At 59.1% G+C, this 25,759-nt stretch carries 28 protein-coding genes; 22 read left to right on the forward strand and 6 right to left on the reverse strand.

Annotated elements, in window-relative coordinates; translation table 11 throughout:
* Positions 1 to 42 precede the first annotated feature (42 nt).
* Positions 43 to 993 (forward strand): phosphatase PAP2 family protein, encoded by a 951-nt coding sequence (locus V6R85_RS03440; protein ID WP_060724135.1) that lies wholly within the window; start codon positions 43 to 45, stop codon positions 991 to 993.
* On the opposite strand, the gene V6R85_RS03445 is transcribed toward V6R85_RS03440, so the two are convergent.
* Positions 972 to 1,862, reverse strand: a complete 891-nt coding sequence (locus V6R85_RS03445; protein ID WP_111834333.1) for a LysR family transcriptional regulator — start codon at positions 1,860 to 1,862, stop codon at positions 972 to 974. The genes V6R85_RS03440 and V6R85_RS03445 overlap by 22 nt on opposite strands.
* A gap of 110 nt (positions 1,863 to 1,972) precedes the next feature.
* Between V6R85_RS03445 and V6R85_RS03450 the strand changes: the two genes are divergently transcribed.
* Positions 1,973 to 2,824 (forward strand): urea carboxylase-associated family protein, encoded by an 852-nt coding sequence (locus tag V6R85_RS03450; protein WP_107675501.1) that lies wholly within the window; start codon positions 1,973 to 1,975, stop codon positions 2,822 to 2,824.
* Positions 2,825 to 3,001: 177 nt separating this feature from the next.
* Here V6R85_RS03450 and V6R85_RS03455 read toward each other — a convergent pair whose 3' ends face one another.
* Genes V6R85_RS03455 through V6R85_RS03470 form a run of 4 tightly spaced genes read right to left on the reverse strand, consistent with a single transcriptional unit; the run spans position 3,002 to position 5,853 of the window.
* Positions 3,002 to 3,433, reverse strand: a complete 432-nt coding sequence (locus tag V6R85_RS03455; protein WP_003502549.1) for an HIT family protein — start codon at positions 3,431 to 3,433, stop codon at positions 3,002 to 3,004.
* Between the two features lie 22 nt (positions 3,434 to 3,455).
* Positions 3,456 to 4,649, reverse strand: coding sequence for a GNAT family N-acetyltransferase (locus V6R85_RS03460; RefSeq protein WP_111834334.1), 1,194 nt, complete (start codon positions 4,647 to 4,649; stop codon positions 3,456 to 3,458).
* A complete protein-coding gene (locus tag V6R85_RS03465; RefSeq protein WP_161974064.1) occupies positions 4,646 to 5,386 on the reverse strand; it encodes a glycerophosphodiester phosphodiesterase in 741 nt (246 codons plus the stop codon). Before V6R85_RS03465 ends, V6R85_RS03460 begins: the two co-directional genes overlap by 4 nt.
* Complete coding sequence (locus V6R85_RS03470) at positions 5,383 to 5,853, reverse strand: RidA family protein (protein WP_003502555.1); 471 nt, start codon at positions 5,851 to 5,853, stop codon at positions 5,383 to 5,385. The genes V6R85_RS03465 and V6R85_RS03470 overlap by 4 nt, the downstream gene beginning before the upstream one ends.
* A gap of 116 nt (positions 5,854 to 5,969) precedes the next feature.
* Here V6R85_RS03470 and V6R85_RS03475 point away from each other — a divergent pair, with 116 nt between their 5' ends.
* The 20 genes from V6R85_RS03475 (at position 5,970) to V6R85_RS03570 (ending at position 24,110) form a co-directional block, all read left to right on the forward strand.
* The gene (locus tag V6R85_RS03475; RefSeq protein ID WP_003502556.1) at positions 5,970 to 6,812 is read left to right on the forward strand and encodes a cell envelope integrity EipB family protein; all 843 of its coding nucleotides are present in this window, start codon (positions 5,970 to 5,972) and stop codon (positions 6,810 to 6,812) included.
* 60 nt (positions 6,813 to 6,872) lie between these two features.
* Positions 6,873 to 6,998, forward strand: a complete 126-nt coding sequence (locus V6R85_RS03480) for a hypothetical protein (protein ID WP_003512833.1) — start codon at positions 6,873 to 6,875, stop codon at positions 6,996 to 6,998.
* 6 nt (positions 6,999 to 7,004) lie between these two features.
* Complete coding sequence (rpsB, locus tag V6R85_RS03485) at positions 7,005 to 7,772, forward strand: 30S ribosomal protein S2 (RefSeq protein ID WP_003502558.1); 768 nt, start codon at positions 7,005 to 7,007, stop codon at positions 7,770 to 7,772.
* Between the two features lie 360 nt (positions 7,773 to 8,132).
* Positions 8,133 to 9,059: a translation elongation factor Ts gene (gene tsf, locus V6R85_RS03490; protein WP_003502560.1), complete on the forward strand. Its 927-nt coding sequence runs from the start codon at positions 8,133 to 8,135 to the stop codon at positions 9,057 to 9,059.
* A gap of 97 nt (positions 9,060 to 9,156) precedes the next feature.
* Positions 9,157 to 9,879 (forward strand): UMP kinase, encoded by a 723-nt coding sequence (pyrH, locus tag V6R85_RS03495; protein WP_003502561.1) that lies wholly within the window; start codon positions 9,157 to 9,159, stop codon positions 9,877 to 9,879.
* A gap of 62 nt (positions 9,880 to 9,941) precedes the next feature.
* Entirely contained in the window at positions 9,942 to 10,499 is a 558-nt protein-coding gene (frr, locus tag V6R85_RS03500) for a ribosome recycling factor (protein WP_003502562.1), read from the forward strand.
* Positions 10,500 to 10,564: 65 nt separating this feature from the next.
* Entirely contained in the window at positions 10,565 to 11,308 is a 744-nt protein-coding gene (locus V6R85_RS03505; RefSeq protein ID WP_003502563.1) for an isoprenyl transferase, read from the forward strand.
* Complete coding sequence (locus V6R85_RS03510; RefSeq protein ID WP_080866113.1) at positions 11,308 to 12,141, forward strand: phosphatidate cytidylyltransferase; 834 nt, start codon at positions 11,308 to 11,310, stop codon at positions 12,139 to 12,141. The genes V6R85_RS03505 and V6R85_RS03510 overlap by 1 nt, the downstream gene beginning before the upstream one ends.
* A gap of 49 nt (positions 12,142 to 12,190) precedes the next feature.
* On the forward strand, positions 12,191 to 13,312 hold the full coding sequence (gene rseP, locus V6R85_RS03515; protein ID WP_162687200.1) for an RIP metalloprotease RseP: 1,122 nt from the start codon (positions 12,191 to 12,193) through the stop codon (positions 13,310 to 13,312).
* A gap of 199 nt (positions 13,313 to 13,511) precedes the next feature.
* Entirely contained in the window at positions 13,512 to 15,836 is a 2,325-nt protein-coding gene (bamA, locus tag V6R85_RS03520; protein WP_060724139.1) for an outer membrane protein assembly factor BamA, read from the forward strand.
* Positions 15,837 to 15,885: 49 nt separating this feature from the next.
* Positions 15,886 to 16,953: a UDP-3-O-(3-hydroxymyristoyl)glucosamine N-acyltransferase gene (gene lpxD / locus V6R85_RS03525; RefSeq protein ID WP_111834335.1), complete on the forward strand. Its 1,068-nt coding sequence runs from the start codon at positions 15,886 to 15,888 to the stop codon at positions 16,951 to 16,953.
* Positions 16,946 to 17,413: a 3-hydroxyacyl-ACP dehydratase FabZ gene (fabZ, locus tag V6R85_RS03530; RefSeq protein WP_003502572.1), complete on the forward strand. Its 468-nt coding sequence runs from the start codon at positions 16,946 to 16,948 to the stop codon at positions 17,411 to 17,413. Before lpxD ends, fabZ begins: the two co-directional genes overlap by 8 nt.
* Complete coding sequence (gene lpxA / locus V6R85_RS03535) at positions 17,410 to 18,225, forward strand: acyl-ACP--UDP-N-acetylglucosamine O-acyltransferase (RefSeq protein WP_003502575.1); 816 nt, start codon at positions 17,410 to 17,412, stop codon at positions 18,223 to 18,225. The genes fabZ and lpxA overlap by 4 nt, the downstream gene beginning before the upstream one ends.
* Before the next feature lie 3 nt (positions 18,226 to 18,228).
* Positions 18,229 to 19,101: an LpxI family protein gene (locus V6R85_RS03540; RefSeq protein WP_003502576.1), complete on the forward strand. Its 873-nt coding sequence runs from the start codon at positions 18,229 to 18,231 to the stop codon at positions 19,099 to 19,101.
* Positions 19,102 to 19,105: 4 nt separating this feature from the next.
* Positions 19,106 to 20,290 carry a lipid-A-disaccharide synthase gene (gene lpxB / locus V6R85_RS03545; protein WP_003502577.1) on the forward strand — a complete coding sequence of 395 codons (1,185 nt, stop codon included), beginning with the start codon at positions 19,106 to 19,108 and terminating at the stop codon, positions 20,288 to 20,290.
* Positions 20,291 to 20,487: 197 nt separating this feature from the next.
* Positions 20,488 to 21,198, forward strand: a complete 711-nt coding sequence (locus V6R85_RS03550) for a GntR family transcriptional regulator (protein WP_003502578.1) — start codon at positions 20,488 to 20,490, stop codon at positions 21,196 to 21,198.
* 6 nt (positions 21,199 to 21,204) lie between these two features.
* Positions 21,205 to 21,990 (forward strand): transporter substrate-binding domain-containing protein, encoded by a 786-nt coding sequence (locus V6R85_RS03555; protein ID WP_003502579.1) that lies wholly within the window; start codon positions 21,205 to 21,207, stop codon positions 21,988 to 21,990.
* 80 nt (positions 21,991 to 22,070) lie between these two features.
* A complete protein-coding gene (locus V6R85_RS03560; protein WP_111792759.1) occupies positions 22,071 to 22,742 on the forward strand; it encodes an amino acid ABC transporter permease in 672 nt (223 codons plus the stop codon).
* Positions 22,739 to 23,398, forward strand: a complete 660-nt coding sequence (locus V6R85_RS03565) for an amino acid ABC transporter permease (RefSeq protein ID WP_003502581.1) — start codon at positions 22,739 to 22,741, stop codon at positions 23,396 to 23,398. The genes V6R85_RS03560 and V6R85_RS03565 overlap by 4 nt, the downstream gene beginning before the upstream one ends.
* On the forward strand, positions 23,376 to 24,110 hold the full coding sequence (locus V6R85_RS03570) for an amino acid ABC transporter ATP-binding protein (RefSeq protein WP_111834337.1): 735 nt from the start codon (positions 23,376 to 23,378) through the stop codon (positions 24,108 to 24,110). The genes V6R85_RS03565 and V6R85_RS03570 overlap by 23 nt, the downstream gene beginning before the upstream one ends.
* Positions 24,111 to 24,188: 78 nt before the next feature.
* Here the strand turns inward: V6R85_RS03570 and gltA are convergent, their stop codons facing one another.
* Positions 24,189 to 25,478, reverse strand: a complete 1,290-nt coding sequence (gltA, locus tag V6R85_RS03575; RefSeq protein WP_003502585.1) for a citrate synthase — start codon at positions 25,476 to 25,478, stop codon at positions 24,189 to 24,191.
* Positions 25,479 to 25,759 lie beyond the last annotated feature (281 nt).

Genomic DNA, 25,759 nt, shown 5'->3' on the forward strand with positions numbered 1-25,759 from the left:
TTGCCCTACTTTGCCGCTGGTTGAAACAGGGACCGAAATTCAATGCGACTCTTTGCGGCAGAGCGTCTTGTACTTGGATTTATCGCAACATTATTCGTTATCGATGCGGTATTGATTGCGATCAAAGGCATTCGTGTCGATTACGCCGGATATCTTCTGTGCGTTCTGGCAGGCGTCGGCGTTTTTATCCTCGGTCAGCTATATCGCACTAGCGGGCGCGATCTTCGCATCGCAGTCGCCCTGATTTCTGGCGGGCTATTCATCCTGTTCACGCTTGCCGCTTCGATTTTCAACTACATGTTCCTACCTGTCGCCTTTCCAGCGATTGATCATGTGCTTTTCGGTGTGGATGCAGCGTTTGGCTACAGTTGGACGGGCGTCGTCCTGTGGGCGGCAACCCATCCATGGATCGGAACCGGACTGTTTTTCGTCTATGCCTCATCGTTGCCGCAGCTTCTGGTGATCGTCCTTACGCTCGGCTTCACCGGCAACCAGCGGATGCTGCACCACTTTCTGGTGACGGGAGTGCTGGGGGCGTTTGCATGTATCGTCTTTTGGATATTCTTCCCGACATTCGGACCTTCAGCCTATGTGCAATTGCCGCAGTGGGTATCACAGGCTATCCCCCTGGCCGTTGATAATAATTACGGCCAAGAGTTGAACCGCCTTATAACCGAGGGAGTGGTCTATCTTTCTCCCAAAAATGTCCTGGGGCTGATCGGCTTTCCATCGTTTCATATCTTCATGGCGGCAATGTCAGTCTGGTTCATGCCGCGTCACTGGGCGGTGATGGCAGCGATCTTGCCGATAAACCTGTTGATGCCGCTGGCCGTTCTTGTTCAGGGTGGACACCATCTTTCGGATGTTTTCGGCGGTCTCGCTGCTTTTGTCGTCATTTGTGCTGTATCGTCCCGCCTGCTCAACCGGCTGTCGGCAAGGGAACTGACCGAAGCGGCGGCCGCCTCCCGTATTCAGATCGTTGCGGCAGAATAATTGCGACGCGTTTCGCTCTCCCGGGCTTCCGCAACAAGCCAGTCCGATAATATGCGGGCCGGGGCGGTTATCTCCTCTGCTTCCATGAGCCAGTAATATTTCTCCGTATCGGCGGCCCGGTCGAAAAGCACGGTCAGTTGACCGTTGGCAATCTCGTCGTGAAGAAGCGCCGTCGGGCAAAGGCCGACGCCTTGTCCGGCTTTGAGTGCGGTCACGAGCAGATTGAAATCCGCGAAAACGGGGCCGGCATTATCGGGGAGGGATATCCCGTCGGCTGCGAACCAGTTCTGCCATGCCGCTTCGGTATCGTCATGTAGCAATTCCGCTCGCAACAGGCTGTCAACGTCGTCGAAAGGACCGAATTCGGCGGCATAGCTTGGCGCGCATGTCGGCCGGGTCTCAGCGCTAAAGAGAGCTACGGCATTTTCCCCGGAGACCACCCCATGCTCTATGGTCAGATCAGCCGGCACTGCATGATGTGCTCCGGAATAGCTGATGGATACCTGGATATCCGCGTAAAGCGCCCGGAAGCGGGGCAGGCGGGGAGTCAGAAAATGCGCCACGACGGAGGGCAGGCTGGCAAGGCGGACGGTCATGCGGTCACGGCCGCGGCTGATCCGCTCTGCGCCGGAGGCGATCTGCCGCAGGCCTGACGAAACCGTAAGACCGAATTCCCGGCCGGCCGGGGTGAGCCTCACGCCTCTAGCATGCCGCTCGAACAGGGCCACGCCAAGCCAGGCCTCCAGATTGCGCACATGCTGGCTCACGGCAGTCGCCGTCATGCCGAGTTCCTGCCCGGCCAGAGAAAAACTCGTTCTTCTGGCGGCGGCTTCGAATGCGCGGAGGGTGGCAAGGGGAGGCAGCTTCATGATTGCCAAGGCTAAGTCAGACTTGGCCTGAGCGCAAGAAAAACCCGTCTTGTCAGGCGGGTATTCCTGACGCAATTTCGCATCGGTATTTTCATCGCTCAGAGGATTTCATGACCCCCATGCCCGTCGCCGAACCCGCTGACGCCGCTGCGCGCCGCGCCGTCCGTCCCGTTGTCGTTTATCCGAACGGCACGCTTGAGACGCCGGACCTCGCGCGCCTGGCGCAGGCAAAGAATGGAATGGAAAAGATCGATGAGGTCATCGTGCCGCCGCGTGACGGTCGCACCTTTCATGTGCCGAAGGGACATTTCTTTCGCATCGTGAGCATTGAAGGTCCGCAGGTGGGAGACCTGAACCTCTGGAACGCCCATGATCTGACCGAGCGGTTTTTCAGCGGCAAGACCCGCGCCCTGCACGCCACCCACGTTTCGGTCGGCAATCGGCTTTGGAGCAACCTGCCATCGCTGCGGCCAATGGCGACCATCACGCACGACACGCTGTCATGGTATGGCTTCGACGAAGACGGCGGCGGCGTGCATGACGTGATCGGCACCCGCTGCGATCCCTATACCAACAGGCTTTTGAGCGGCGGCGACTATCACCATTGCTGTCATTCGAACCTGACGAATGCGCTCGCCGCGGCCAAGGGCCTGTCGTTCGCGGAGGCGGAGCCGCATGTGCACGACGTGCTGAACGTGTTCATGTGCACGGGCTTTACCCGCGACACGCATCAATATTTCATGAAAGCGAGCCCGGTGCGGCCGGGAGATTATCTGGAGCTTTTTGCGGAGATCGATCTTATCGGCGCGCTGTCCGCCTGTCCGGGCGGCGATTGCAGCGCCACGCATTCCAGCGATACGGCGGCCTGTTATCCGTTGAAGGTGGAGATATTCCGGCCGGATATGGCGGTGCTTGAAGGCTGGCCATGGCCGCAGAGGAATGCGTATCAGCCTGTGGAATGATGATAAGCACCACCGCCGTCATGCCGGACTAGATCCGGCATCCAGTCACGGCGCGTCGGCGCCGTAAGGATAGTCTTTGCGATCAAGGACTTGATCGCGCTGGACCCCGGATCCAGTCCGGGGTGACGATCTGCGGAAGCTGCGGTTCTGCCAGACGCGTTGGCGTCTTGGCACGCATCACGAAGCAAGCGCAGCCTTTATCTTCGCCGCGTGGGCCTTCAGTACCTCGCCATCGGCCATCACGCCGGAATGCGGCTTCAACGGCTCGCCTTCCTTGCGCGGAATGACGTGGAAATGCAGATGGAAAACGGTCTGCCCGGCCGCCGGCTCATTGAACTGGGCGACGAAGACGCCGTCTGCATCGAAGGCTTCCTTGGCCGCGACGGCCAGTTTCTGCACCACGGGAATTGTCCTTGCCAGAACCTCGGGGTCGGCATCGAGCAGATTGCGCGAGCCGGTCTTGGGAACGACGAGCAGATGGCCGGGGGCCTGCGGCATCACATCCATGAAAGCAAGCGTATGCTCGTCTTCGTAAAGCTTGTGGCTCGGAATTTCGCCACGCAGGATTTTTGCGAAGATATTGTTGTCGTCATAGGCGCTGGCCGTCATCGTGATCTCTCCTCGTAGCGGACTATACGTCCGGTTCCTGTCTCTCGCCCTTGCGGAAGGGCGTGTGTTCATCAAGATAATCGCCGATATGTTCGACCTCTTCGCGTTCGCGCTGAAGATAATCGGCAATGGCGCGGCGCAGGCCCGGATGGGCGATGAAATGCGCCGAATGGGTGGTCACCGGCACGTAACCACGCGCCAGCTTGTGCTCGCCCTGGGCGCCCGCTTCCACCCGTTTCAACCCCTTCGCCAGCGCAAAATCGATTGCCTGATGGTAACAGACCTCGAAATGCAGGAAGGGATGATCCTCGATGCAGCCCCAATGGCGACCATAAAGCGCATCCGAGCCTATGAAGTTGATTGCCCCCGCAATATAGCGCCCATCGCGTTTCGCCATCACCAGCAGCACATCATCGGCCATGCGCTCGCCGATCAGCGAATAGAACTCCCGCGTGAGATAAGGCCGGCCCCATTTACGGCTGCCGGTATCCATGTAGAAGGCGAAGAACTGGTCCCAGATGTCTTCGGTGAGGTCGCTTCCGGTCAACCAGTCGATCTCGATACCGTGTTCCAGCGCCGCACGGCGTTCCTTTTTCAGCCCCTTTCGCTTGCGCGAAGAAAGGGCATCGAGAAAATCATCGTGGTCGCGATAGCCATCATTGATGAAGTGGAACTGCTGGTCTGTCCTGTGCAGGAAATCGCGGGGCAGAAGGGCAGACAGATCGTCTTCTTCGAGAAACGTGACATGGGCGGAAGAGACGCCGATCTTTTCGGCCACCTGGGCGAGGCCGGAGGCAAGAAGCGGTTTAAAGCGCGTTTCGTCCACCGCTTCGGAAACGAGCAGGCGTGGCCCGGTTGCCGGCGTGAAGGGCACCGAGCATTGCAGCTTCGGATAATAATGGCCGCCGGCCCGCTCGAAAGCATCCGCCCAGCCGTGGTCGAAGACGTATTCGCCCTTGCTGTGGTTTTTCAGATAGGCCGGCACTGCGCCGACGAGCACACCGGAGGCGTTTTCGAGAAGAAGATGGTGGCCAAGCCAGCCGGTTTTGGCTGTCGCCGAGCCGGACTCTTCCATAGACGATAGAAATTCGTGGGAAATAAAAGGGTTGTACGGTTTTCCTGATGTATTGAGCGATGTTCCGGAAAGCCGTTTCCAGCTTTCCGGATCGATATCCCCAAAGGATTGCGCAATGCTGATGGAATAGTCTTCTGTCATGCCGTCGCGGATGGGTTCTCTCTCGGGTCGAAACCTTCGAATGTCATCTGGTCCGCATATTTATAGGTAGTCTCGCGCGCATTTTCATCCCTGACCGTCCAGGTAATCACCGGAAGCCCGAGTTTTCTTTGCGCTTCGATGAAGCTGTTGGGCAGATGACCCCAATGATAGGAGATGAAATCGAGCCCCAGCTGCATCGCTTCATCATGTTTGAAGAAGTCTTCCGGCTTGTCGCCCTCGGCGGTGAGGCCCAGCGGCCAGGGCGAGCCCGCAGCCTTCAGGTCCTTCAGCAGGTGATGGTCGAAGCTCATCAGCGCCACATGGCCCTTATAGCCCTCAAGGTCTTCCAGAACCCCCTCGGCAAAACCGTCATCGACGCCTTCGCCGGCACGGCCCTTCAGCTCGATCACCAGCGGCACCTTGCCGGCGCAGAGCGTCAGAAGCTGCTTGAGCGTTGGAACCCGATCCTTGGTCTGACCGACGGCAAGAAGGGACAGCTCGGCCGATGTGCGTTCGCGCACGTCGCCCTTGATGCCCGTCAGGCGGGCCATGTCGTCGTCGTGAAAAATCACCGGAACGCTGTCGGCTGCCAGCTGAACGTCGCATTCGATGGCGAAACCGGCCTCGATGGCGCGGGAAAAGGCGGAAAGCGTGTTTTCCCAGACCGCCTTGTTGAGATCATGATAACCGCGATGGGCGACGGGCTCAGCCGTCAGCCAGGAAAGCTTGAGCGTCATACGTCGATTTCCACGATGGCGTCGATTTCGACTGATGCGTTGAAGGGCAGGCAGGCCATGCCGACGGCGGCGCGGGCATGTTTGCCGGCATCACCGAGAACATTGGCGAGAAGATTGGAGGCGCCGTTGATGACGAGGTGCTGTTCCACGAATTCCGGAACCGAGGCAACAAAGCCATTCAACTTGATGACACGGCGGATTTTCGAGAGGTCACCATTCAAAGCGGCCTTGACCTGTGCGAGAATGTTGACGGCGCATAATTCGGCCGCGCGCTGGGCGCCTGGCACGTCGACATCGCGGCCAACGAGGCCCGTCACCGCAATCTTGCCTGATTCCATCGGCAGTTGACCCGATACATAAAGAAGATTGCCGCTGATGGTGAACGGAACGTAGTTTGCGGCTGGCGCCGCGGCGACGGGAAGCGTGAAGCCAAGTTCCTTGAGGCGGCCTTCGATGACGTCCGACATTTTCGTCTCCGGTTTTGTTGTAAATCCTTCAAGAATCCGGCATTCAGAAGATGTTGATCCAAAAGCCGGGCGGTTGCTTGTACAATATGAGCGGCGAGTCCAACAGGAGATATTGCATGTTTGTCAGGACGCTTGGTTTCGTTGCCGCAACAGGGCTTATGACCGGCCTGTCAAGCGCTGCCAATGCCTTGCCCGTCACGGTTCCGGATCTCGTCGCCCACCGCGCCGTCTACGATCTCGAACTCAAGGATGCGTCGGATCGCTCCGGCATCGAGGGCATGACCGGCCGCATGGTCTATGAATTCACCGGCTCATCCTGTCAGGGTTACAAGACCGATTTCCGTTTCGTGACGCAGATCAACACCGGCGACGCCGTACGCATGACCGACCAGCAGACCACGACTTTCGAAGACCTTGCCGCGAAGAAATTCACCTTCGAGACCAAATCCTACACCGACGACAAGCTGGACAAGGAAGTGCAGGGGGCCGCAACCGACAGCACCGAGGGCGTGAAGGTCGATCTGACCCGGCCGGATGCCCGCCAGATCAGTCTCGTCGCCAGCGAATTCCCGACACAGCACATGTTTCAGGTCATCGAACATGCGAAACAGGGAAAGCGTATTTTCGAATCCCGGATATTCGACGGTTCTGATGATGGCGATGAAAGCCTGATCACCTCCACGCTGGTCGGCAAGTCGCAAATGCCGAAGGATGGCGATGCCGACGCCGGCAAGGCGGGCGAATTCGCCAAGGCTGCCTTCTGGCCGGTGACGATCGCCTATTACAACGACAAGACCGGCACCGACGCCCTGCCGATCTACCGCATGTCGTTCAAGCTTTACGAAAACGGAATCACCCGCGATCTGACGATGGATTACGGCGATTTCGTTCTGACGGGAAAGCTTGCGAAGCTCGATATTCTCAAGCCCGAAACCTGCGAAAACAAGCCGGTTCGCTGAAACGCGGCTATTTCGCCGGTTTTTTCGCATAAATGCTTGCATTTTCACGCGGGCGACTGTATGCGGCTCACCATTCCACACGCGAAGCTTGGGATGTTCCGGGAGAAATCCGGTCCGTTCCGCCCGGTGGTGTCGATGAAAATCGGCGCTGTTCGCTTCGCGGGGGTTAAACCGGAAAAGGAGTAACAAGGCATGGCATTGCCCGATTTTTCTATGCGTCAGCTTCTGGAAGCTGGTGTTCACTTCGGCCACCAGACGCACCGCTGGAACCCGAAGATGAAGCCGTACATCTTCGGCGACCGTAACAACATCCACATCATCGACCTGGCTCAGACCGTTCCGATGCTGTCGCGCGCCCTTCAGGTCGTGTCCGACACCGTTGCCCGTGGCGGCCGCGTTCTGTTCGTCGGCACCAAGCGTCAGGCGTCCGAAATCATCGCCGACAGCGCAAAGCGTTCGGCCCAGTACTACGTCAACTCCCGCTGGCTCGGCGGCATGATGACCAACTGGAAGACCATTTCGAACTCGATCCAGCGTCTGCGCAAGGTTGACGAAATCCTGAACTCGGAAGGCTCCGGCTACTCCAAGAAGGAACGCCTGAACCTTGAGCGCGAGCGCGAAAAGCTTGAAAAGGCTCTCGGCGGTATCCGCGATATGGGCGGCGTTCCGGACCTGATGTTCATCATCGACACCAACAAGGAAAAGATCGCGATCGAAGAAGCCAAGCGTCTTGGCATTCCGGTCGTTGCGATCATCGACAGCAACTGCGACCCGGACCATATCGACTACCCGATCCCGGGTAACGACGATGCTTCGCGCGCCATCTCGCTCTACTGCGACCTGATTGCCCGCGCTGCCATCGACGGTATTGCCCGTCAGCAGGGTGCTTCCGGCCGCGACATCGGCGCTTCTGAAGAAGCTCCGATCGAGCCCGCTCTCGAAGACGAGGCTGGCGCCTGATTTAGGCCCTGTCTGGCGGCGATTTCTTAATCGCCGTCTCCTCGACCAGGATATGACAAGGCCGTCAAAGACCTTCAATGGGTTGACGGCCTTGTTCGTTTCAAGCGCTCCGCCACGTTTTTTGGAAACCGCTGGCGTCTGACGTGGTTGAAACGCAAGGCAGTCTTCATAACGCTGTCACACTTCGGCGGCACCCATCATTTCGATGTATGGAGACGCCGCAGCACTTGGGAATGCGCATGCCCCTTTCCTGAAATCCTCTTCGGTTTCAAAGGGTGTGCGGCCGGGTACAGTCATCACCCAGAACTTCGGCACGGCAAATTCCGCCGGCTGACCGATCGAACCGATAAGAGGCAAACAATGACCGAAATCACAGCCGCAATGGTGAAGGAACTGCGCGAGAAGTCTGGCGCAGGCATGATGGACTGCAAGAAGGCTCTTGCTGAGACCAATGGCGACATGGAAGCGGCGATCGACTGGCTGCGCGCCAAGGGCATCGCAAAGGCCGACAAGAAGTCCGGCCGTACGGCTGCCGAAGGTTTGGTCGGCGTTGCCACCATGGGTCACAAGGCTGTTGTTGTCGAGCTGAACTCCGAAACCGACTTCGTTGCCCGCAACGATGCGTTCCAGGACCTCATCCGCGGTATCGCCCAGGTTGCCCTCACCACCGACGGCACCGTTGACGCTGTTTCCGCTGCGACCTATCCGGCAACCGGCAAGTCCGTTTCCGACAGCATCAAGGACGCGATCGCTACGATCGGTGAAAACATGACGCTGCGCCGCTCGGCTGCACTCGAAGTGCCGCACGGTGTTGTTGCGACCTACATCCACAACGCTGCCGGCGACGGCATCGGCAAGCTCGGCGTTCTCGTTGCCCTGAAGTCGGACGGCGACAAGGCCGTTCTGAACTCGATCGGCCGCCAGGTTGCCATGCACATCGCTGCGACCAACCCGCTCGCCATCCGCGCTGAAGAAGTCGACGCTGCCGTGGCCGAGCGCGAGCGCAACGTCTTCATCGAACAGGCCCGCGAATCCGGCAAGCCGGAAGCCATCATCGAAAAGATGGTTGATGGCCGTATGCGCAAGTTCTTCGAAGAAGTAGCTCTTCTGTCGCAGGCTTTCGTCATCAACCCCGACATCACTGTCGGCGCTGCCGTCAAGGAAGCCGAAAAGGAAGCCGGCGCTTCCATCGAAGTGACGGGCATGGTTCGCCTGCTGCTCGGCGAAGGCGTCGAAAAGGAAGAAAGCGATTTCGCAGCAGAAGTCGCCGCAGTCGCCAAGGGCTGATTATATTTACCCAATCTTGGGAAAACGGGAGGGCATCGCGTGACAACGCGGTGCCCTTCGTGTATCCGCGTTTCGGTTACATTTCCGAGGAGTCATGATGTCTTCCAAGCCGATCTACAAACGTGTTCTTCTCAAGGCTTCCGGTGAAGCCCTTATGGGCGATCAGGGTTTCGGTATCGATGTGGCGGTGGCCGACCGTATCGCCTCCGATATCGCCGAGGCGAGGGCGATGGGTGTTGAAGTCGGCGTTGTCGTCGGCGGCGGTAATATTTTCCGCGGCGTGGCCGTGGCCTCCAAGGGGGGCGACCGCGTTACCGGCGACCATATGGGCATGCTGGCGACCGTCATCAATGCACTGGCGCTCGCCACGTCGCTGCGCAAGCTCAGCATCGACACCGTCGTTCTCTCGGCAATCGCGATGCCTGAAATCTGTGAGAGCTTCTCCCAGCGCGCCGCCCTTCACCATCTCGCACAGGGGCGTGTGGTGATTTTCGCCGGCGGTACGGGCAACCCGTTCTTCACCACCGATTCTGCTGCAGCGCTTCGCGCCGCGGAAATGGGCGCCGAGGCGATCTTCAAGGGTACCCAGGTGGATGGCATCTACTCCGCCGACCCGAAGAAGGATCCGACAGCTACCCGTTTCGACGAGCTGACCCATAGCGAAGTGCTCGGCAAGGGCCTGGCGGTCATGGATATCGCCGCTGTCGCGCTTGCTCGCGAGAACCATATTCCGATCATCGTCTTCTCGATCCACGAGAAGGGCGGTTTCGCGCAGATATTGACCGGCGGTGGCCGCAAGACCATCGTGCACGACAAGTAATCAAAAAAGACGCCGCCCCCTGGGCGAATTCCGGCCACAGCCGACAGAGACGGAGTATCAAGATGAGTGGTATTGACCTCAACGATATCAAGCGCCGCATGGATGGCGCCATCAACGCATTCAAGAGCGATATCGCATCGCTGCGCACCGGCCGGGCTTCGGCAAACATTCTCGATCCGGTCACCATTGAAGCTTACGGTTCGCGTGTGCCGCTCAACCAGGTCGCAAACATCACGGTTCCGGAGCCGCGGATGCTCGGCGTCAACATCTGGGACAAGTCGATGGTCAATGCCGTCGATCGCGCGATACGCGAATCCAATCTCGGCCTCAACCCGATCGTCGATGGTCAGAACCTCAGAATTCCGCTGCCTGAACTGAACGAAGAGCGCCGCAAGTCGCTCGTCAAGGTCGCTCATGATTATGCCGAAAAGTCCAAGGTCGCGATTCGCCATGTGCGCCGCGACGGCATGGATGGTCTGAAAAAAGCCGAAAAGGATGGTGACATCGGTCAGGACGAAAGCCGTGGACAGTCGGAAAAGGTGCAGAAAATGACCGACGACACGATTTCGGAAATTGACCGCTTGCTTGCCGAGAAGGAAAAGGAAATCATGCAGGTCTGATATCGCTTGCGATAGACCTGTATTTTATTCGTTTTAATTCCGCGCTGCCCTGTTACTGGATCGATATGCCGACGACGACACGTTCCTCCATACCCGAGCACGTCGCCATCATCATGGATGGCAATGGACGCTGGGCAAAGCAGCGCGGTCTTCCGCGCGTGATGGGGCATCGCCGCGGGGTGGAGGCCGTACGCGAGACCGTGCGCGCGGCCGGTGATTGCGGAATACGCTATCTCACGCTGTTTGCCTTCTCGTCGGAAAACTGGCGCAGGCCCGAATCCGAGGTGAGTGACCTGATGGGGCTTTTGAAGGCTTTCATCCGGCGTGACCTTGCCGAACTGCATCGCGAAAATGTCCGCGTGCGGATCATCGGTGACCGGCAGGGGCTGAAGACCGACATACGCTCTCTCCTCGAAGAGGCGGAGCAGATGACGGCTGGCAATACCAAGCTGACGCTGGTGATCGCCTTCAACTATGGAAGCCGTGACGAGATTGCGCGCGCGACGGTGGCAATCGCCCGCGATGTCGCCGAAGGCCGGCTCGATGCCGCTTCGATCACGCCGGAGATGATTTCGGCCCGGCTTGACACGTCGGGCATGCCGGATCCGGATCTTATCATCCGCACCAGTGGCGAAGAGCGCCTGTCGAACTTCCTGCTCTGGCAGGCCGCTTATTCTGAGTTCCTCTTCGTTCCCGAATATTGGCCCGACTTCGACCGCCAGCGATTCTTCTCCGCAATCGAGCAATATGCAACGCGTGACCGCCGCTTTGGTGCACTCACCGAGCAGGTTGCCGTGGCAGGCGCCTGATGAGCCGTGAACTCAGACTGCGGATCGTCTCCGCAATCGTCATGGCAGCGGTCATTCTGGCCGCGACCTGGTATGGCGGCATTCTGTTCCGCATCGTCGCGGGTCTTCTGGCGATCCTCATCTATTATGAATGGTCGACGATTACCCGGCTGTCGGAGGCCAACCCGACCGGCAATGCCTGGGGCTGGTTCGCGGTCGCCGTTATCGCCGGCAACACGATTTTCGGCGAATCCTCGCTCGATCTGCCGCTTTTATCCGGCTTCACGCTGACCGCAGCCCTGTTTCCGGTTTTGCGCGGCAGGAACTGGTGGCTGGTGGGTGGCATTTTTTATGCGGGTCTGAGCGGCATATCGCTGGCGGCCATTCGCGGTGATGAGCTGACGGGCTTCGTGTCCATCCTTTTCATCTTCGCCGTTGTCTGGTCGACGGATATTCTCGCCTATTTCGTTGGACGCGCCATTGGCGGGCCGAAGCTTGCGCCTTCGATTTCGCCCGGCAAGACCTGGTCGGGTGCGATCGGCGGGGCAGCGGCGGCTGTGATCGGCGGCGGCGCGGTGTCCATGGCCTATCACGGCAGAATCAGCCTGCTGGTGCTGGGGCTCGCGTTCATCCTGTCGGTATTCAGCCAGATAGGTGATCTCTTTGAATCCTTCGTGAAACGACGTTTCCAGGTCAAGGATTCCAGCCATCTCATTCCGGGCCATGGCGGCTTCATGGACCGTGTTGACGGTCTTGTTTTCGCCTGCTTTACGGTATTCCTCATTGCTTTCGTGCATGCGGCGGCAACCGGCGACGTGCCCGGATCGGGCGGCGGTCTGTTGCCGGGTTTCTGAGCGGCGCGAAAGGTCACGACATAAAGGGCAGATTGTCATGAACACAGTAATGGCGGCGACCGGCTTTCTGACCGGCTATATCGTGCCCTTCATCCTGGTGCTGTCCCTGCTCGTTTTTGTCCATGAAATGGGCCACTATCTGGTCGGGCGCTGGTGCGGCATCCGTTCCACGGCATTTTCCATCGGCTTCGGCCCGGAGCTGATCGGTTTCACCGACAAGCGCGGCACGAGATGGAAGATTTCCGCGATCCCGCTCGGCGGTTACGTCAAGTTCTTCGGTGATGAGGATGCCGCCAGCAAACCGGATAGTTCCGGCCTGTCGCATATGTCGCTGGAGGAGAGGGCGCAGACGCTTTCCGGCGCAAAGCTGTGGAAAAGAGCGGCCACGGTTGCTGCGGGCCCGATCGCAAATTTCATTCTCGCCATTCTCATCTTCGCGGTGCTTTTCGGCATTTATGGTCGGATGATTGCCGATCCAGTCGTGGCGGAAGTGCGCGAAAACAGCGCTGCCGCCGCAGCTGGCGTGCGGCCCGGCGACCGACTGGTCGCGATCGATGGCGAAAAGGTGATGACTTTCGAGGATGTCCGTCGTTACGTCGGCATCCGCCCGGGCACGCCGATCACCGTAACTGTCGAAAGGGCAGGCGAGGAGCTGAAGCTGCCGATGGTTCCGACGCGCACGGAAACCACTGACCAGTTCGGCAACAAGCTGGAAATGGGCATTATCGGCATCGTCACCGACCAGACCAGCGGCAATTTCCGCCACATCGAATATTCGCCGACCGAGGCGCTGGTTGAAGGCGTGCGCGAAACGGGCCACGTCATTACCGGCACCTTCAACTATATCGGCAACCTCGTGACCGGCCGCATGAATGCCGATCAGCTGGGCGGTCCGGTGCGTGTCGCGCAGGCATCCGGCCAGATGGCGACGCTCGGCATTTCCGCCGTTATCCAGCTTGCCGCAGTCCTTTCCGTTTCGATCGGTCTGCTGAACCTGATGCCCGTCCCGGTTCTGGACGGCGGCCATCTGGTGTTTTACGCGATCGAGGCCATTCGCGGCAGGCCGCTCGGCGCGGGCGCGCAGGAAGTCGCGTTCCGTATCGGCATGATGATGATTTTGGGTCTTATGGTTTTTGCAACATGGAATGATATCAGCAGCTTGATCGGCTGAGGATTGTGTTTTAACGGTTTTGTTAGTTGTTTGTTTACCTTGTTTTTATGCCGAAGTGGCGAATGCGCCACTCTGGATCACGAAGTAAACAGAATTTAACGTTCTGACTTGCTTGTAGGGGAAAAGCAGGTAAAACGACGCACATGGCCGGAGTCGGGTTCCGCCCGCTGAGGGACAACGTAAAAAGGTAAGAATTGAAATGAAGGCTGGTTCAAGATTTTTGAACGCGGTGTCGGCGGTTGCGCTGTCTGCTGGTGTTTCTTCGGTTGCGGGCCTTGGCGTGCTTGCCTCTGCTGGTGTTGCGAATGCAGCCGTCATCAGCAAGATCGATGTTCGCGGGGCCGAGAGGTCCGGTGCGGACTCCGTGCGCTCCAACATCACCATTGCGCCGGGTAAGAACTTTTCCAATTCGGATATCGATGAATCGGTGAAGCGTCTTTACGCCACCGGTTACTTCTCGAATGTCTCCATGCGCGTTTCCGGCAGCACGCTGGTCGTCACTGTTAACGAGAACCAGCTGGTCAACCAGGTGGTCTTCAACGGTAACCGCAAGATCAAGGACGACAAGCTCGCCGGCGTCGTACAGACACAGGCGCTTGGCCCCTTCAATCAGGCTATCGTGACGGCGGATATCGCCCGCATCAAGGAAGCCTATGCCGCGATCGGCCGTAGTGACGTCGAAATCACCACGCAGACCGTTTCCGTCGGTCAGGGCCGTGTGAACATTGCTTTCGTCATCAATGAAGGCGAGCGCACGAAGATCGGCCGTATCGATTTCGTCGGCAACAATGCCTACAGCGATGGTCGTCTGGCCGCTGTCATCAATACCAAGAAGTCCAACATGCTGTCGTTCCTGACGCGTAAGGACGTTTATAACGAGGACAAGCTGCGCGCCGACGAAGAGGCGCTGCGCCAGTTCTATTACAACCGCGGTTACGCCGACTTCCGGGTCGTGTCCTCCGAGGCGGTGCTGGACGAGTCCAAGAACGAATACACCGTCTCCATCACGGTCGATGAAGGTCAGCGTTATAACTTCGGCAACGTTGCGGTCGAATCGACCGTTCCGGGCGTCGATGGTTCCGAACTTCAGGGCCTCGTGGAAACCCGTCAGGGTGGCAGCTACAGCGCCAAGGAAGTTCAGCAGAGCATGGAAGCGATTTCCAAGCGCGTGGCCGGCGAAGGTTATCCCTTTGCCCGCGTAACGCCGCGCGGCGACCGTGACATGGCTGGCAACACCATCGGCGTAACCTATATCGTCGATCAGGGCGAGCGCGCCTATGTCGAGCGCATCGAAATCCGTGGCAACACCCGTACGCGTGACTACGTCATTCGTCGCGAGTTCGATATCTCCGAAGGCGACGCGTTCAACCAGACGGTCATCACGGCTGCAAAGCGCCGTCTCGAGGCGCTCGGCTATTTCTCGAAGGTCAATATCTCGACCGCCGGCGGCAGCGCGCCTGACCGCGTCGTGATTGTTGTCGATGTGGAAGACCAGTCGACGGGTTCGTTCGGTATCGGTGCAGGTTACTCGCAGAACGACGGCGTTCTGCTCGAAGCCTCCATCGAAGAAAAGAACTTCCTCGGTCGTGGCCAGTACATTCGTCTCGCCGCTGGTGCGGGTGAAGACGATGCACGTAGCTACACGCTGTCCTTCACCGAGCCTTACTTCCTCGGCTATCGTCTTGCCGCAGGTTTCGACCTGTTCAAGAGCCAGAGCCGCAGCGAAGATTATTACGACTACGACGAGCAGGGTTTCGCGCTGCGTGTAACCGCGCCGATCACCGAGGACCTCTCGACAACGTTCAAGTACACCTACAAGCAGCTCAACTATGATGGCGAAGGCGACTGGGAAACCGGCAGCAACCTTGCAGCGCCTTATAAAGACCTGATCCGTGGCGGTGACTGGACGCAGTCCATCATTTCGAACACGCTGAACTACAATACGCTCGACGACCGCAACATGCCGCGTGAAGGCTGGCAGGCTGCTCTGACGAACGAATTTGCAGGCCTCGGCGGCGATTCCGAATATTACAAGATCTACGCCAAGGCTCGTTTCTTCTATACGCTGTCTGACGAATACGATGTCATCGGCTCGCTCACGGGTCAGGCCGGTCACGTAGTGCCGACGGGCGACAATCTGCTGGTCTTCGATCAGTTCAAGTTCGGCGGCCGTCAGGTTCGCGGCTTCAAGAACGACGGTATCGGTCCGCGTATCGGCTCCGACTCCATCGGCGGCACGACCTATTTCGCCGCGTCTGCTGAAGTCACGGCTCCGATGCCTGGCGTTCCGGAAGATTTCGGTCTGCGCCTCGCAGGCTTCGTTGATGCCGGCACGCTCTATGGCAACAAGGTTGCCAACAGCGCAGGTGTGAAGGACGACAACTCCATCCGTGCATCCGCTGGTATCGGCGTGATGTGGGCGTCGCCCTTTGGTCCGATCCGAGTCGACTACGCGGTACCGATCGCCAAGGAAGACTACGACGAGGAACAGCGTTTCCGGTTTGGCATGTCCAACACTTTCTGATATCGGCAGTCCAGAACTGCAACTTTGAACGTTCTGGAGTTTCCGGCTGATGGAATACAATGCCTTTTTTCCGCCCCACGAGGGACTGCGATTGAAAGATATCGCAGATAATTTTGGGGCGGAACTGTCTGACGATGCGGCGGGAGAACGGATTATCAGGTCCGTTTCGCCGGTCTATAGGGCAAAGCCCGATCAGCTCTGCTATATTCTTTCGCGCAAGAGCCGCGATGAGTTGCAGACCTGCGAAGCTGGCGCCGTCATTTGTGATGCAGCGCTTGTAGACATGCTTCTGTCTCACACCCCCGCGCTGATATCGAAAAACCCCCACACCCTTTTTGCGCAGGTCGGTGCATTGTTGCATCCTTCCGCCATGCGACCCGGTCCGATCGCGCGGATGGACGCCGAAATTTCCCATGCTGCCCATGTCGATCCATCCGCGAAACTGGAAGCGGGCGTCATTGTCGAGGCGCTTGCCGTGATCGGAGCCGGCGCCCATATTGGCGCTGGCACGCGGATTGGCCCCGGCGTCATCATCGGGCAGGATGTGCAGATAGGGCGTGATTGCACCATTGCGGGCGGCGCAAGCGTTCTTGCCGCGCTCATCGGTAATAATGTGATTATCCACAACGGCGCGCGCATCGGTCAGGACGGTTTCGGTTATGCCCCCGGTCCACGCGGCATGCTGAAGATCGTGCAGATCGGTCGTGTCATCATTCAGGACAATGTCGAGATTGGCGCCAACACCACGATCGATCGCGGCACCATGGATGACACGGTCATTGGCGAAGGCACCAAGATCGACAATCAGGTCCAGATTGGCCACAACGTTCGTATCGGCCGCCATTGCGGCATCGTCAGCAAGGTTGGCATTGCGGGCAGCACCCGCATCGGCGACGGTGTGATGATTGGCGGCGCGGCCGGCATCAATGGCCATATCAACATTGGCGACGGCGTGCAGATTGCGGCGATGAGCGGTGTTGTAGCGGACGTACCGGCAGGCGCCCGTTATGGCGGAACGCCTGCGCGTCCAATGAAATATTTCCTGCGCGACATGGCCGAAATTCTGGCACGCGCTGAAGGGCGTGATAAAAAAACAGGAGAGAAAAACAATGACTGAAGAAACGAAGACGACGCTCGGCGCGGCTGACATTCTGGAAGTCATGAAGCTTCTGCCGCATCGTTACCCATTCCTGCTGATCGACAAGATCATCGAGATCGATGGTAACAACTCGGCGATCGGCATCAAGAACGTCACGGTCAACGAACCGCATTTCACCGGCCATTTCCCGGATCGCCCGATCATGCCGGGCGTTCTGATCGTCGAAGCCATGGCGCAGACGGCAGGCGCGATCTGCGCCCGTAGCCAGGGTGAGGGCGGTTACCTCGTCTATTTCATGACCATCGACAATGCGCGCTTCCGTAGACCCGTCGTTCCCGGTGATCGTCTGGAAATCCACGTGGTCAAGCAGCGCCAGCGCGGCAATGTTTTTAAATTCCATTGCGAGGCGAAGGTGGACGGCGCGCTGGTGGCGGAAGCCGATGTCGGCGCCATGATGATCCCCGAGGACCAGCAATGAGCACGATTGCCGCCTCGGCCAGAATTCACCCGACGGCCGTCATCGAAGACGGCGCGGTGATCGGTGAAAACGTCGTCATCGGCGCGCTGAGCTATGTCGGCGCGAAAGTCACGCTGCATGACGGTGTCTGGCTGCATAATCACGCCGTTGTTTCCGGCCGGACCGTCATCGGCCGCGGTTCGGTCGTCCATCCCATGGCGGTCATCGGCGGCACACCGCAGGCGGTTCGCCATGACGGTTCGGAAACGACGCTTGAGATCGGTGAGCGCTGCGTCATGCGTGAAGGCGTAACGATGAACGCCGGCAGTTCCGATGGCAGCGGCAAGACCATTATCGGTGATGACAATCTCTTCCTCGCCAATTCGCATGTGGCGCATGATTGCCGCCTCGGCAGCCACATCATCCTGTCCAACAATGTGATGCTGGCGGGCCATGTTACCATCGAGGACCGCGCTATTCTGGGCGGTGGCTGCGCCGTGCACCAGTTCACCCGTATCGGCCGCCAGGCTTTCATCGGCGGGCTGTCGGCGGTCAATTACGACGTCATTCCCTATGGCATGCTGAATGGCAATCCCGGCATTCTAGGCGGGCTGAACGTTGTCGGCATGACACGTGCAGGCATCGAGCGTGCGGATATCCACAAGGTCAGACGCGTCTACAAGGCGATTTTCGAGGCCGAAGGCACGATCCGCGGCAATGCCGCAGCCCTCGACCGCAACGACTATCTGGACTGCCCGCAGGCGCTTGAAATCCTCGATTTCATCGGCGCGGATAGCGACCGCGCGATCTCTTCGCCCAACCGGGGCAAGTGAGCCGTGACAGGCGGCGGGCGTCTCGCCATCGTGGCCGGCAGCGGCCAGCTGCCGCTTTATGTGGCGGCCGCCGCCCGTGAGATGGGCGAGAACCCTTTCATCGTGCGCTTGCGCGACGATTCCCGTTTCGACTGGAGCGGTTTCGACAATGCCGTCATCAGTGTCGGTGATGTCGCCGGGCTGGGCCGTCTGCTGCGTGAAAATCAGGTAGACCGTGTCGTGCTTTCCGGCGGCGTGGCGCGACGGCCGGAATGGCGGGAGATCCGCCCCACGGTCGGCATCCTGCTCAAACTGCCGTCCATTGTCAGGACTCTGCTGTCGAGCGGCGATGACGCCGTTTTGCAGATGGTCATCAAGATCATTGGCACACTTGGCGCAAAAGTCATCGGCGCGCACGAGATCGCGCCCGGCCTGCTGGCTGCGACAGGCCCTTTCGGTGCACAAAAGCCCGCCGAGGAAGATCTGCGTGACATACGCAAGGCGGCTGAGGCGGCACTTGCACTCGGTAAGCTGGATGTGGGGCAGGGAGCAGTCGCCGTGGGTGGCCGTATCGTCGCGCTGGAAGGCGTTGAGGGCACGGATGCCATGCTGGCGCGCGTCGCGGCATTGCGCGCCAAAGGACGTATATCCCCGCGCCGCAAGGGTGTACTCGTAAAGCTGTGCAAGCCGCAGCAGGATGTGCGCGCCGACCTGCCGACAATCGGTGTGGAAACGGTGGAGAATGCACGCAAGGCGGGATTGGCCGGCATCGCCGTCGAAGCCGGACGGGCGCTGGTGCTTGATCGCGAGGCGATGTTGAAGGCGGCCGATGAGGCGGGCATATTCGTCTGCGGCATCGATACGTCACTCGGCGGAGACATGATGGAGGAGAGTTGATCGGATGACGGCGGCATTAAAAGTGGCGGTCATTGCCGGAGAGGTATCCGGTGATCTTCTGGGTGCGGATCTGATCCGGTCGCTCAAGGCCCGATATGCGGGCCCCGTCGAGCTGGTGGGTGTCGGCGGCGATGCGCTGGAAGCACAGGGTCTGGTTTCCCTGTTCGACTATTCCGAACTCTCGATCATGGGCTTCACGCAGGTTCTGAAAAAGCTGCCGAAGCTCATTGCGCGGATCAACCAGACCGCCCAGGCAATCGCCGCTGCAAAGCCCGATATTCTGCTGATCATCGACAGTCCGGATTTCACCCATCGCGTGGCGAAAAAAGTTCGCCGGCAATTACCGCATCTGCCTGTTGTCAATTATGTCTGCCCCAGCGTCTGGGCGTGGAAGGAATATCGCGCCACCGCGATGCTGTCCTATGTCGATCATGTTCTGGCCCTGCTGCCCTTCGAGCCGGAAGCGATGCGCCGTCTCGGCGGTCCCCCGACGACCTTTGTCGGCCATCGGCTCAGCGTCGATGCCGATGTGCTCTCTGTGCGGCAGAAGCGGGCGGAACGCTCTCTGCCGGCAGATGGCCAGCCGAAAACCATCCTCCTCCTGCCGGGCTCGCGCTCCACTGAAACGACGCGGCTGATGGAGCCTTTTCAGGTGGCAGCGAGAGCTTTTGTAGAGCGCAACGGTCCGACGCGGTTTCTTTTGCCCACTGTGCCACGTCAGGAAAAACGCATCCACGAACTGGCGGCATCATGGCCGGAGGATATAAGGCCCGAAATCGGCATCGATTCCGCCTTCAAATGGAACGCGTTTGCTGAAGCCGATGCGGCCATCGCCGCTTCCGGCACGGTCATTCTGGAACTCGCACTCGCGGGCGTACCGACCATCTCGGTCTACAAGACCGACTGGATTTTCACCATGCTGAGCAAGCGGGTGAAAACCTGGACCGGCGCCCTGCCGAACCTGATCGCCGATTACGCCATCATTCCGGAATATTTCAACGAGGTCGTCAGGGCAGGCTCGATGCTGCGCTGGGCCGAGCGTCTGTCGTCCGATACCACCGAGCGGCGGGCGATGCTCGAAGGTTATGCGCTGGTGCAGCGGCGTTTGCACACGGATGTACCGCCGGGCGAAACCGGCGCGCGCATTCTTCTCGATGTCCTCAAAAACAAGAATAGCTCCTCGGTATAATCGCAGCCATCCTGTCCTCAGGCGGCGGAAATAGCGGTTTTCCGACAAGGTTAAGCCAGCTGCCGCCTTGCCGCCAATGCAGGCAGGCGAGGGGTTGGTTTTAACGCATTTGATCGTTAGGGCGGCAATCCCCAGGCTTTTATAGGGTCCGCGGCCCGCGAATTTACGTCTGGCACACCTCTTGCTTTCAATCTTGTATGCAAGATAGCCATACATCAGAAAGCGCCCAGAGCGCGGTAGAAGACGCCATCATCTCAGGCATTCTTTCCGCGCGGATCCGCCCGGGCACCCGCCTCAGCGAGAACCAGCTCGCCAGCCTTTTCAGCGTGTCGCGCACGCGCATCCGCGAGGCGATGATGCGGCTGGAGACGCGCGGCATCGTCACCGTCAGCCCGCGCCGCGGCTGGTTCGTGGTGGAGCCTTCCGCCGAAGAATCCATCAAGGTCTATGAGGCACGGCGCATCATCGAATATGGACTTTTGCGCAACCTTTCCGCCATCAGCGCGGAAGGCATAACGATCCTTGCCAATCATCTCGATGAAGAAAAGGCGGCGATTGTCAAAGGCGACCGCCAGCGCCTGACCTGCCTGATGGGCGATTTCCACATCCGCATCGCCGAAATCGCCGGAAATGACATCATCGTCGAAACGCTGCGCGACCTGACGGCCAGAACCATCCTCATCTCCATGCTCTATCAGTCCGATTTCCATGCGCAGCAATCGCATGACGGGCACTGCCGCATCTTCGAGGCGATCAAGGCGGCTGATTTTCACGGCGCCGCCGAACTCGCCATCCGCCATCTCGACGAAGTCGAAACCGGTCTCGATCTCACCCGCAGGCCGGACCCGCTCTACGAGCTTCGCAATTCGCTTTCACTGCAGCCTCTTTCCTCAAGCCCCAAGGAGTAATTCCCAATGTTTTCCAGACGTTCATTGCTTGCCATTGCCGCGATTTCCGCAACACTTGGTTTTTCGCCCGCAGCCTTTGCCGACGCGCTCGGCGATATCACTTCCCGAGGCACGATCCGCGTCGCCGTCCCGCAGGATTTTCCGCCGTTCGGCAGCGTTGGCACCGATATGGCGCCGCAGGGTTACGATATCGACGTCGCCAACCTGATCGGCGAGAAGCTCGGGGTGAAGGTCGAGCTGGTGCCGGTCACCAGCGCCAACCGCGTTCCCTATCTGCAGACCAACAAGGTCGATCTCGTCATTTCGAGCCTCGGCAAGAACCCGGACCGTGAAAAGGTCATCGACTTCTCCACTGCCTATGCGCCTTTCTTCAACGGTGTGTTCGCTCCGGACTCGCTTGCTGTCACCAAGGCGGAAGATTTGGCCGGCAAGACCATCGGCGTTACCCGTGGCGCCGTCGAGGATCTGGAACTGACCAAGGTCGCTCCCGCTGATACGACCATCAAGCGCTACGAGGACAATAACGGCACTATCTCTGCCTTCCTCGCCGGTCAGGTGGAAGCCGTCGCCACGGGCAATGTCGTGGCCGCCGCCATTCTCGCGAAGAACCCACCGAAGCGCCCCGAGCTTAAGTTCCTGATCAAAAATTCTCCCTGCTATATCGGCCTGAACAAGGAGCAGCCGGCGCTGCTGGAGAAGGTCAACGCCATCATCGCCACCGCAAAGACCGACGGTTCGCTGAACACCATCGCGCAGAAGTGGCTGAAAACCGATCTTCCGAAGGATCTGTGACCAACCCGGCAAACACATGCGCCGGTCCCGTTTGATCCCGGCCCGGCGCATGGTTTGTCCTCTTCCGAAGGAAACATCGGGTGAAATACACATTCGATTTTGGATGGCTCCTCGAATATTATCCGCAGATCGCCAAGGGTATCGCCGTCACGCTTGAATTGATCGCCGTCGGCGGCGTTCTCGGCATCGCGCTCGGTATATTCTGTGCCTGGGTGCGCGCGCTTGGCCCGAAATGGCTGCGGCCGCCGGTCGCGACCTATGTGGAACTCATTCGCAATACGCCGTTTCTCATACAATTGTTTTTTATCTTTTTCGGCCTGCCCTCGCTTGGCCTGCAACTGTCGGAACTGAGCGCTGCCAATATCGCCATGGTGGTCAATCTCGGGGCCTATAGCTGCGAGATCATCCGCGCCGGCATTCAGGCGACGCCGAAGGGGCAGTTCGAGGCCGGCGCAAGCCTTGCCATGACCCGTTTCGAAACCTTCCGCCACGTGGTGCTGGTTCCCTCCCTGCAACGAATATGGCCGGCGCTCTCCTCGCAGGTGGTAATCGTCATGCTCGGTTCGTCGGTCGTGTCGCAGATCGCCGCCGAGGACCTGACCTTCGCGGCCAATTTCATCCAGTCGCGCACCTTCCGCGCCTTCGAAGCCTACATGGTCTCCACCGTCATCTATCTCGTGCTGGCCATTCTTCTCCGGCAGGTGCTGCTGACGGGCGGCAACCTCATTTTTCCGCGCAGGAGTGTCCGATGATCGAGTTCTCCACCTGGGATATTCTCAGAAACCTGCTGCTCGCCACGCGCTGGACCGTGCTGCTCTCGCTCGTCTCCTTTGCGGGCGGCGGCTTGGTGGCGCTGCTTCTGCTCTTCATGCGCATTTCCCGGAAAAAATCGATGCGGGTTTTCGCGCGCTATTATGTCGAGCTTTTTCAGGGAACGCCGCTGCTGATGCAGCTCTTCATCGCCTTTTTCGGCCTTGGTCTCTTCGGTATCGATGTGCCGGCCTGGCTCGCGGCGGGTCTGACGCTGATCCTGTGGGCAGCAGCCTTCCTGACCGAAATCTGGCGTGGCTGCGTCGAATCTGTCGCCAAGGGGCAATGGGAGGCGTCGGCAAGCCTTGCCATGGGCCGCCTGCAGCAGATGCGTTACGTCATCCTGCCGCAGGCCATGCGGGTCGCCATTCCGCCGACCGTCGGTTTTTTCGTGCAGGTCATCAAGGGAACGGCGGTGACCTCGATCATAGGCTTCGTGGAACTGTCCAAGGCCGGCACGGTCGTCACCAACGCCACCTTCCAGCCCTTCACCGTTTATGGCCTCGTGGCCCTCATCTATTTCGCGCTGTGCTGGCCTCTGTCGAAGAGCAGCCAGATCCTCGAAAGGAAGCTCAATGTCGCTCATCGAAATCACTGAAGTCCGCAAAAGCTATGGCAGCAACGAGGTTCTGAAGGGCATCAATCTCGATGTCGAGCCGGGCGAGGTCATCGCCATCATCGGCAAGAGCGGATCGGGAAAATCGACCCTGCTTCGTTGCATCAACGGGCTGGAGACGATTTCGGCCGGTTCCATATCGGTCGCCGGCGCACAGCTTCTCGAAGACGATCTCCATCTCAAGGCACTTCGATTGAAGGTCGGCATGATCTTCCAGCAGTTCAATCTCTTCCCGCACCAGACCGTCGGCGGCAATGTCATGCTGTCACAGATGGTGGTCAAGAAGACGTCGAAACCGGAGGCGGAAGCCGTTGCCCGCAAGATGCTGGAACGGGTTGGCCTAGCGCATAAATTCGATGCCTATCCCGATGAGTTGTCAGGTGGCCAGCAACAGCGCGTCGCCATTGCCCGCGCCCTCGCCATGCAGCCGATCGCTTTGCTCTGCGATGAGATCACCTCGGCGCTCGATCCCGAACTGGTTGCGGAAGTGCTTGCCGTGGTGCGGGAACTCGCCGCCGAAGGCATGACGCTCTTGATGGTGACGCATGAAATGAAGTTCGCGCGCGACGTCTGCTCTCGCGTCGTCTTCATGCATGAGGGCAGGGTGCATGAAATTGGCCCGCCGGAAGAGGTGTTCGCCAATCCCGAAACCCCCGAACTCAAGCAGTTCCTGGGCGTTGCGGCGCGCCACTAAGAACCACTCAGACGCCCAACAAAAAAAAGGCCGGCGGGTGAAAACCTGCCGGCCTTTGATCTCAAATGGTTTCGCGGCTTAGCGCTTGGAAACCGGAACGTAGTCGCGCTTGCCGGCGCCCGTGTAGAGCTGGCGCGGACGACCGATGCGCTGCTGCGGATCTTCGATCATTTCGTTCCACTGTGCGATCCAGCCGACGGTGCGGGCGAGAGCGAAGAGAACGGTGAACATGGTCGTGGGGAAGCCGAGCGCCTTCAGCGTGATGCCCGAATAGAAGTCGACATTCGGGTAGAGCTTCTTCTCGACGAAATAAGGGTCGGAAAGGGCGATCTTTTCCAGTTCCAGAGCAACCTGCATGATTGGATCGTCGGAGTTGCCAGTGGCTTCCAGCACTTCGTACATCGTCTTCTGCATGATCTTGGCGCGCGGGTCGTAGTTCTTGTAGACGCGGTGGCCAAAGCCCATCAGGCGGAACGGATCGTTCTTGTCCTTGGCGCGGGCGATATATTCCGGAATACGGTCAACCGTGCCGATCTCGTTGAGCATGTTGAGCGCCGCTTCGTTGGCGCCGCCATGAGCCGGGCCCCAGAGGCAGGCAATGCCAGCCGCAATACAGGCGAACGGGTTGGCGCCCGAAGAACCGGCAAGACGCACCGTGGAAGTGGAGGCGTTTTGCTCGTGATCGGCATGCAGGATGAAGATACGGTCCATGGCGCGGGCCAGAACCGGATCAACCTTGTAGTCCTCGCACGGTACGGCAAAGCACATATGCAGGAAGTTGGAGGCGTAATCGAGATCGTTCTTCGGGTAAACGAAAGGCTGGCCGATATGGTACTTGTAGGCCATGGCGGCGATCGTCGGCATTTTTGCGATCATACGCAGCGAAGCGACCATGCGCTGGTGCGGATCGGTAATGTCGGTCGAGTCGTGATAGAAGGCCGAGAGAGCGCCGACCGTGCCGCACATGACGGCCATCGGATGCGCGTCGCGACGGTAGCCGGTGAAGAAGCGGCTCATCTGCTCATGCACCATGGTGTGACGCGTGACGCGGGTGTCGAAATCCTTCTTCTGCGCAGCCGTCGGCAGTTCGCCGTAGAGCAGCAGGTAGCAGGTTTCCAGGAAATCGCCCTGTTCGGCAAGCTGCTCGATCGGGAAGCCGCGGTGAAGGAGAACGCCTTCGTCACCATCGATATAGGTGATCTTGGATTCGCAGGAGGCCGTCGACGTGAAGCCCGGGTCGTAGGTGAAGGAGCCCGTGTGCTTGTACAGCGTGGCGATATCGACGACGCTTGGTCCAATCGTGCCTTCCCTGACCGGGAGTTCGACCTGTTTTTCGCCAAGTGTCACTGTAGCGCTTTTTTCCGTCATACTGATCCTCCGAAAACATGCGGGTGGGGGCGTTGAGACACGCCCCGCGGTTAAGCGTCTACCGATTAGCTATATGATCCTTGCGCCGATGCCAAGCTATCCAAAGGTCAAATTGTGCATTGCGGCATACGCAATTGCGTTGCTTTTCGCTTTATCATCATAGCAATTCGATCTCGGTCAACGCAGGGTTAAAGGAAAGCATTGCAATCCCTCGCATCCGCCTGCAAACCTGTTTCCGGTGCGGCAGGGGCGCGGCGCAGAGTGCTTGGTCAAGGGGAAAA

This window comes from Agrobacterium sp. CCNWLW32 (assembly GCF_037083425.1).
In the GTDB taxonomy this organism is placed as follows: domain Bacteria; phylum Pseudomonadota; class Alphaproteobacteria; order Rhizobiales; family Rhizobiaceae; genus Agrobacterium; species Agrobacterium radiobacter.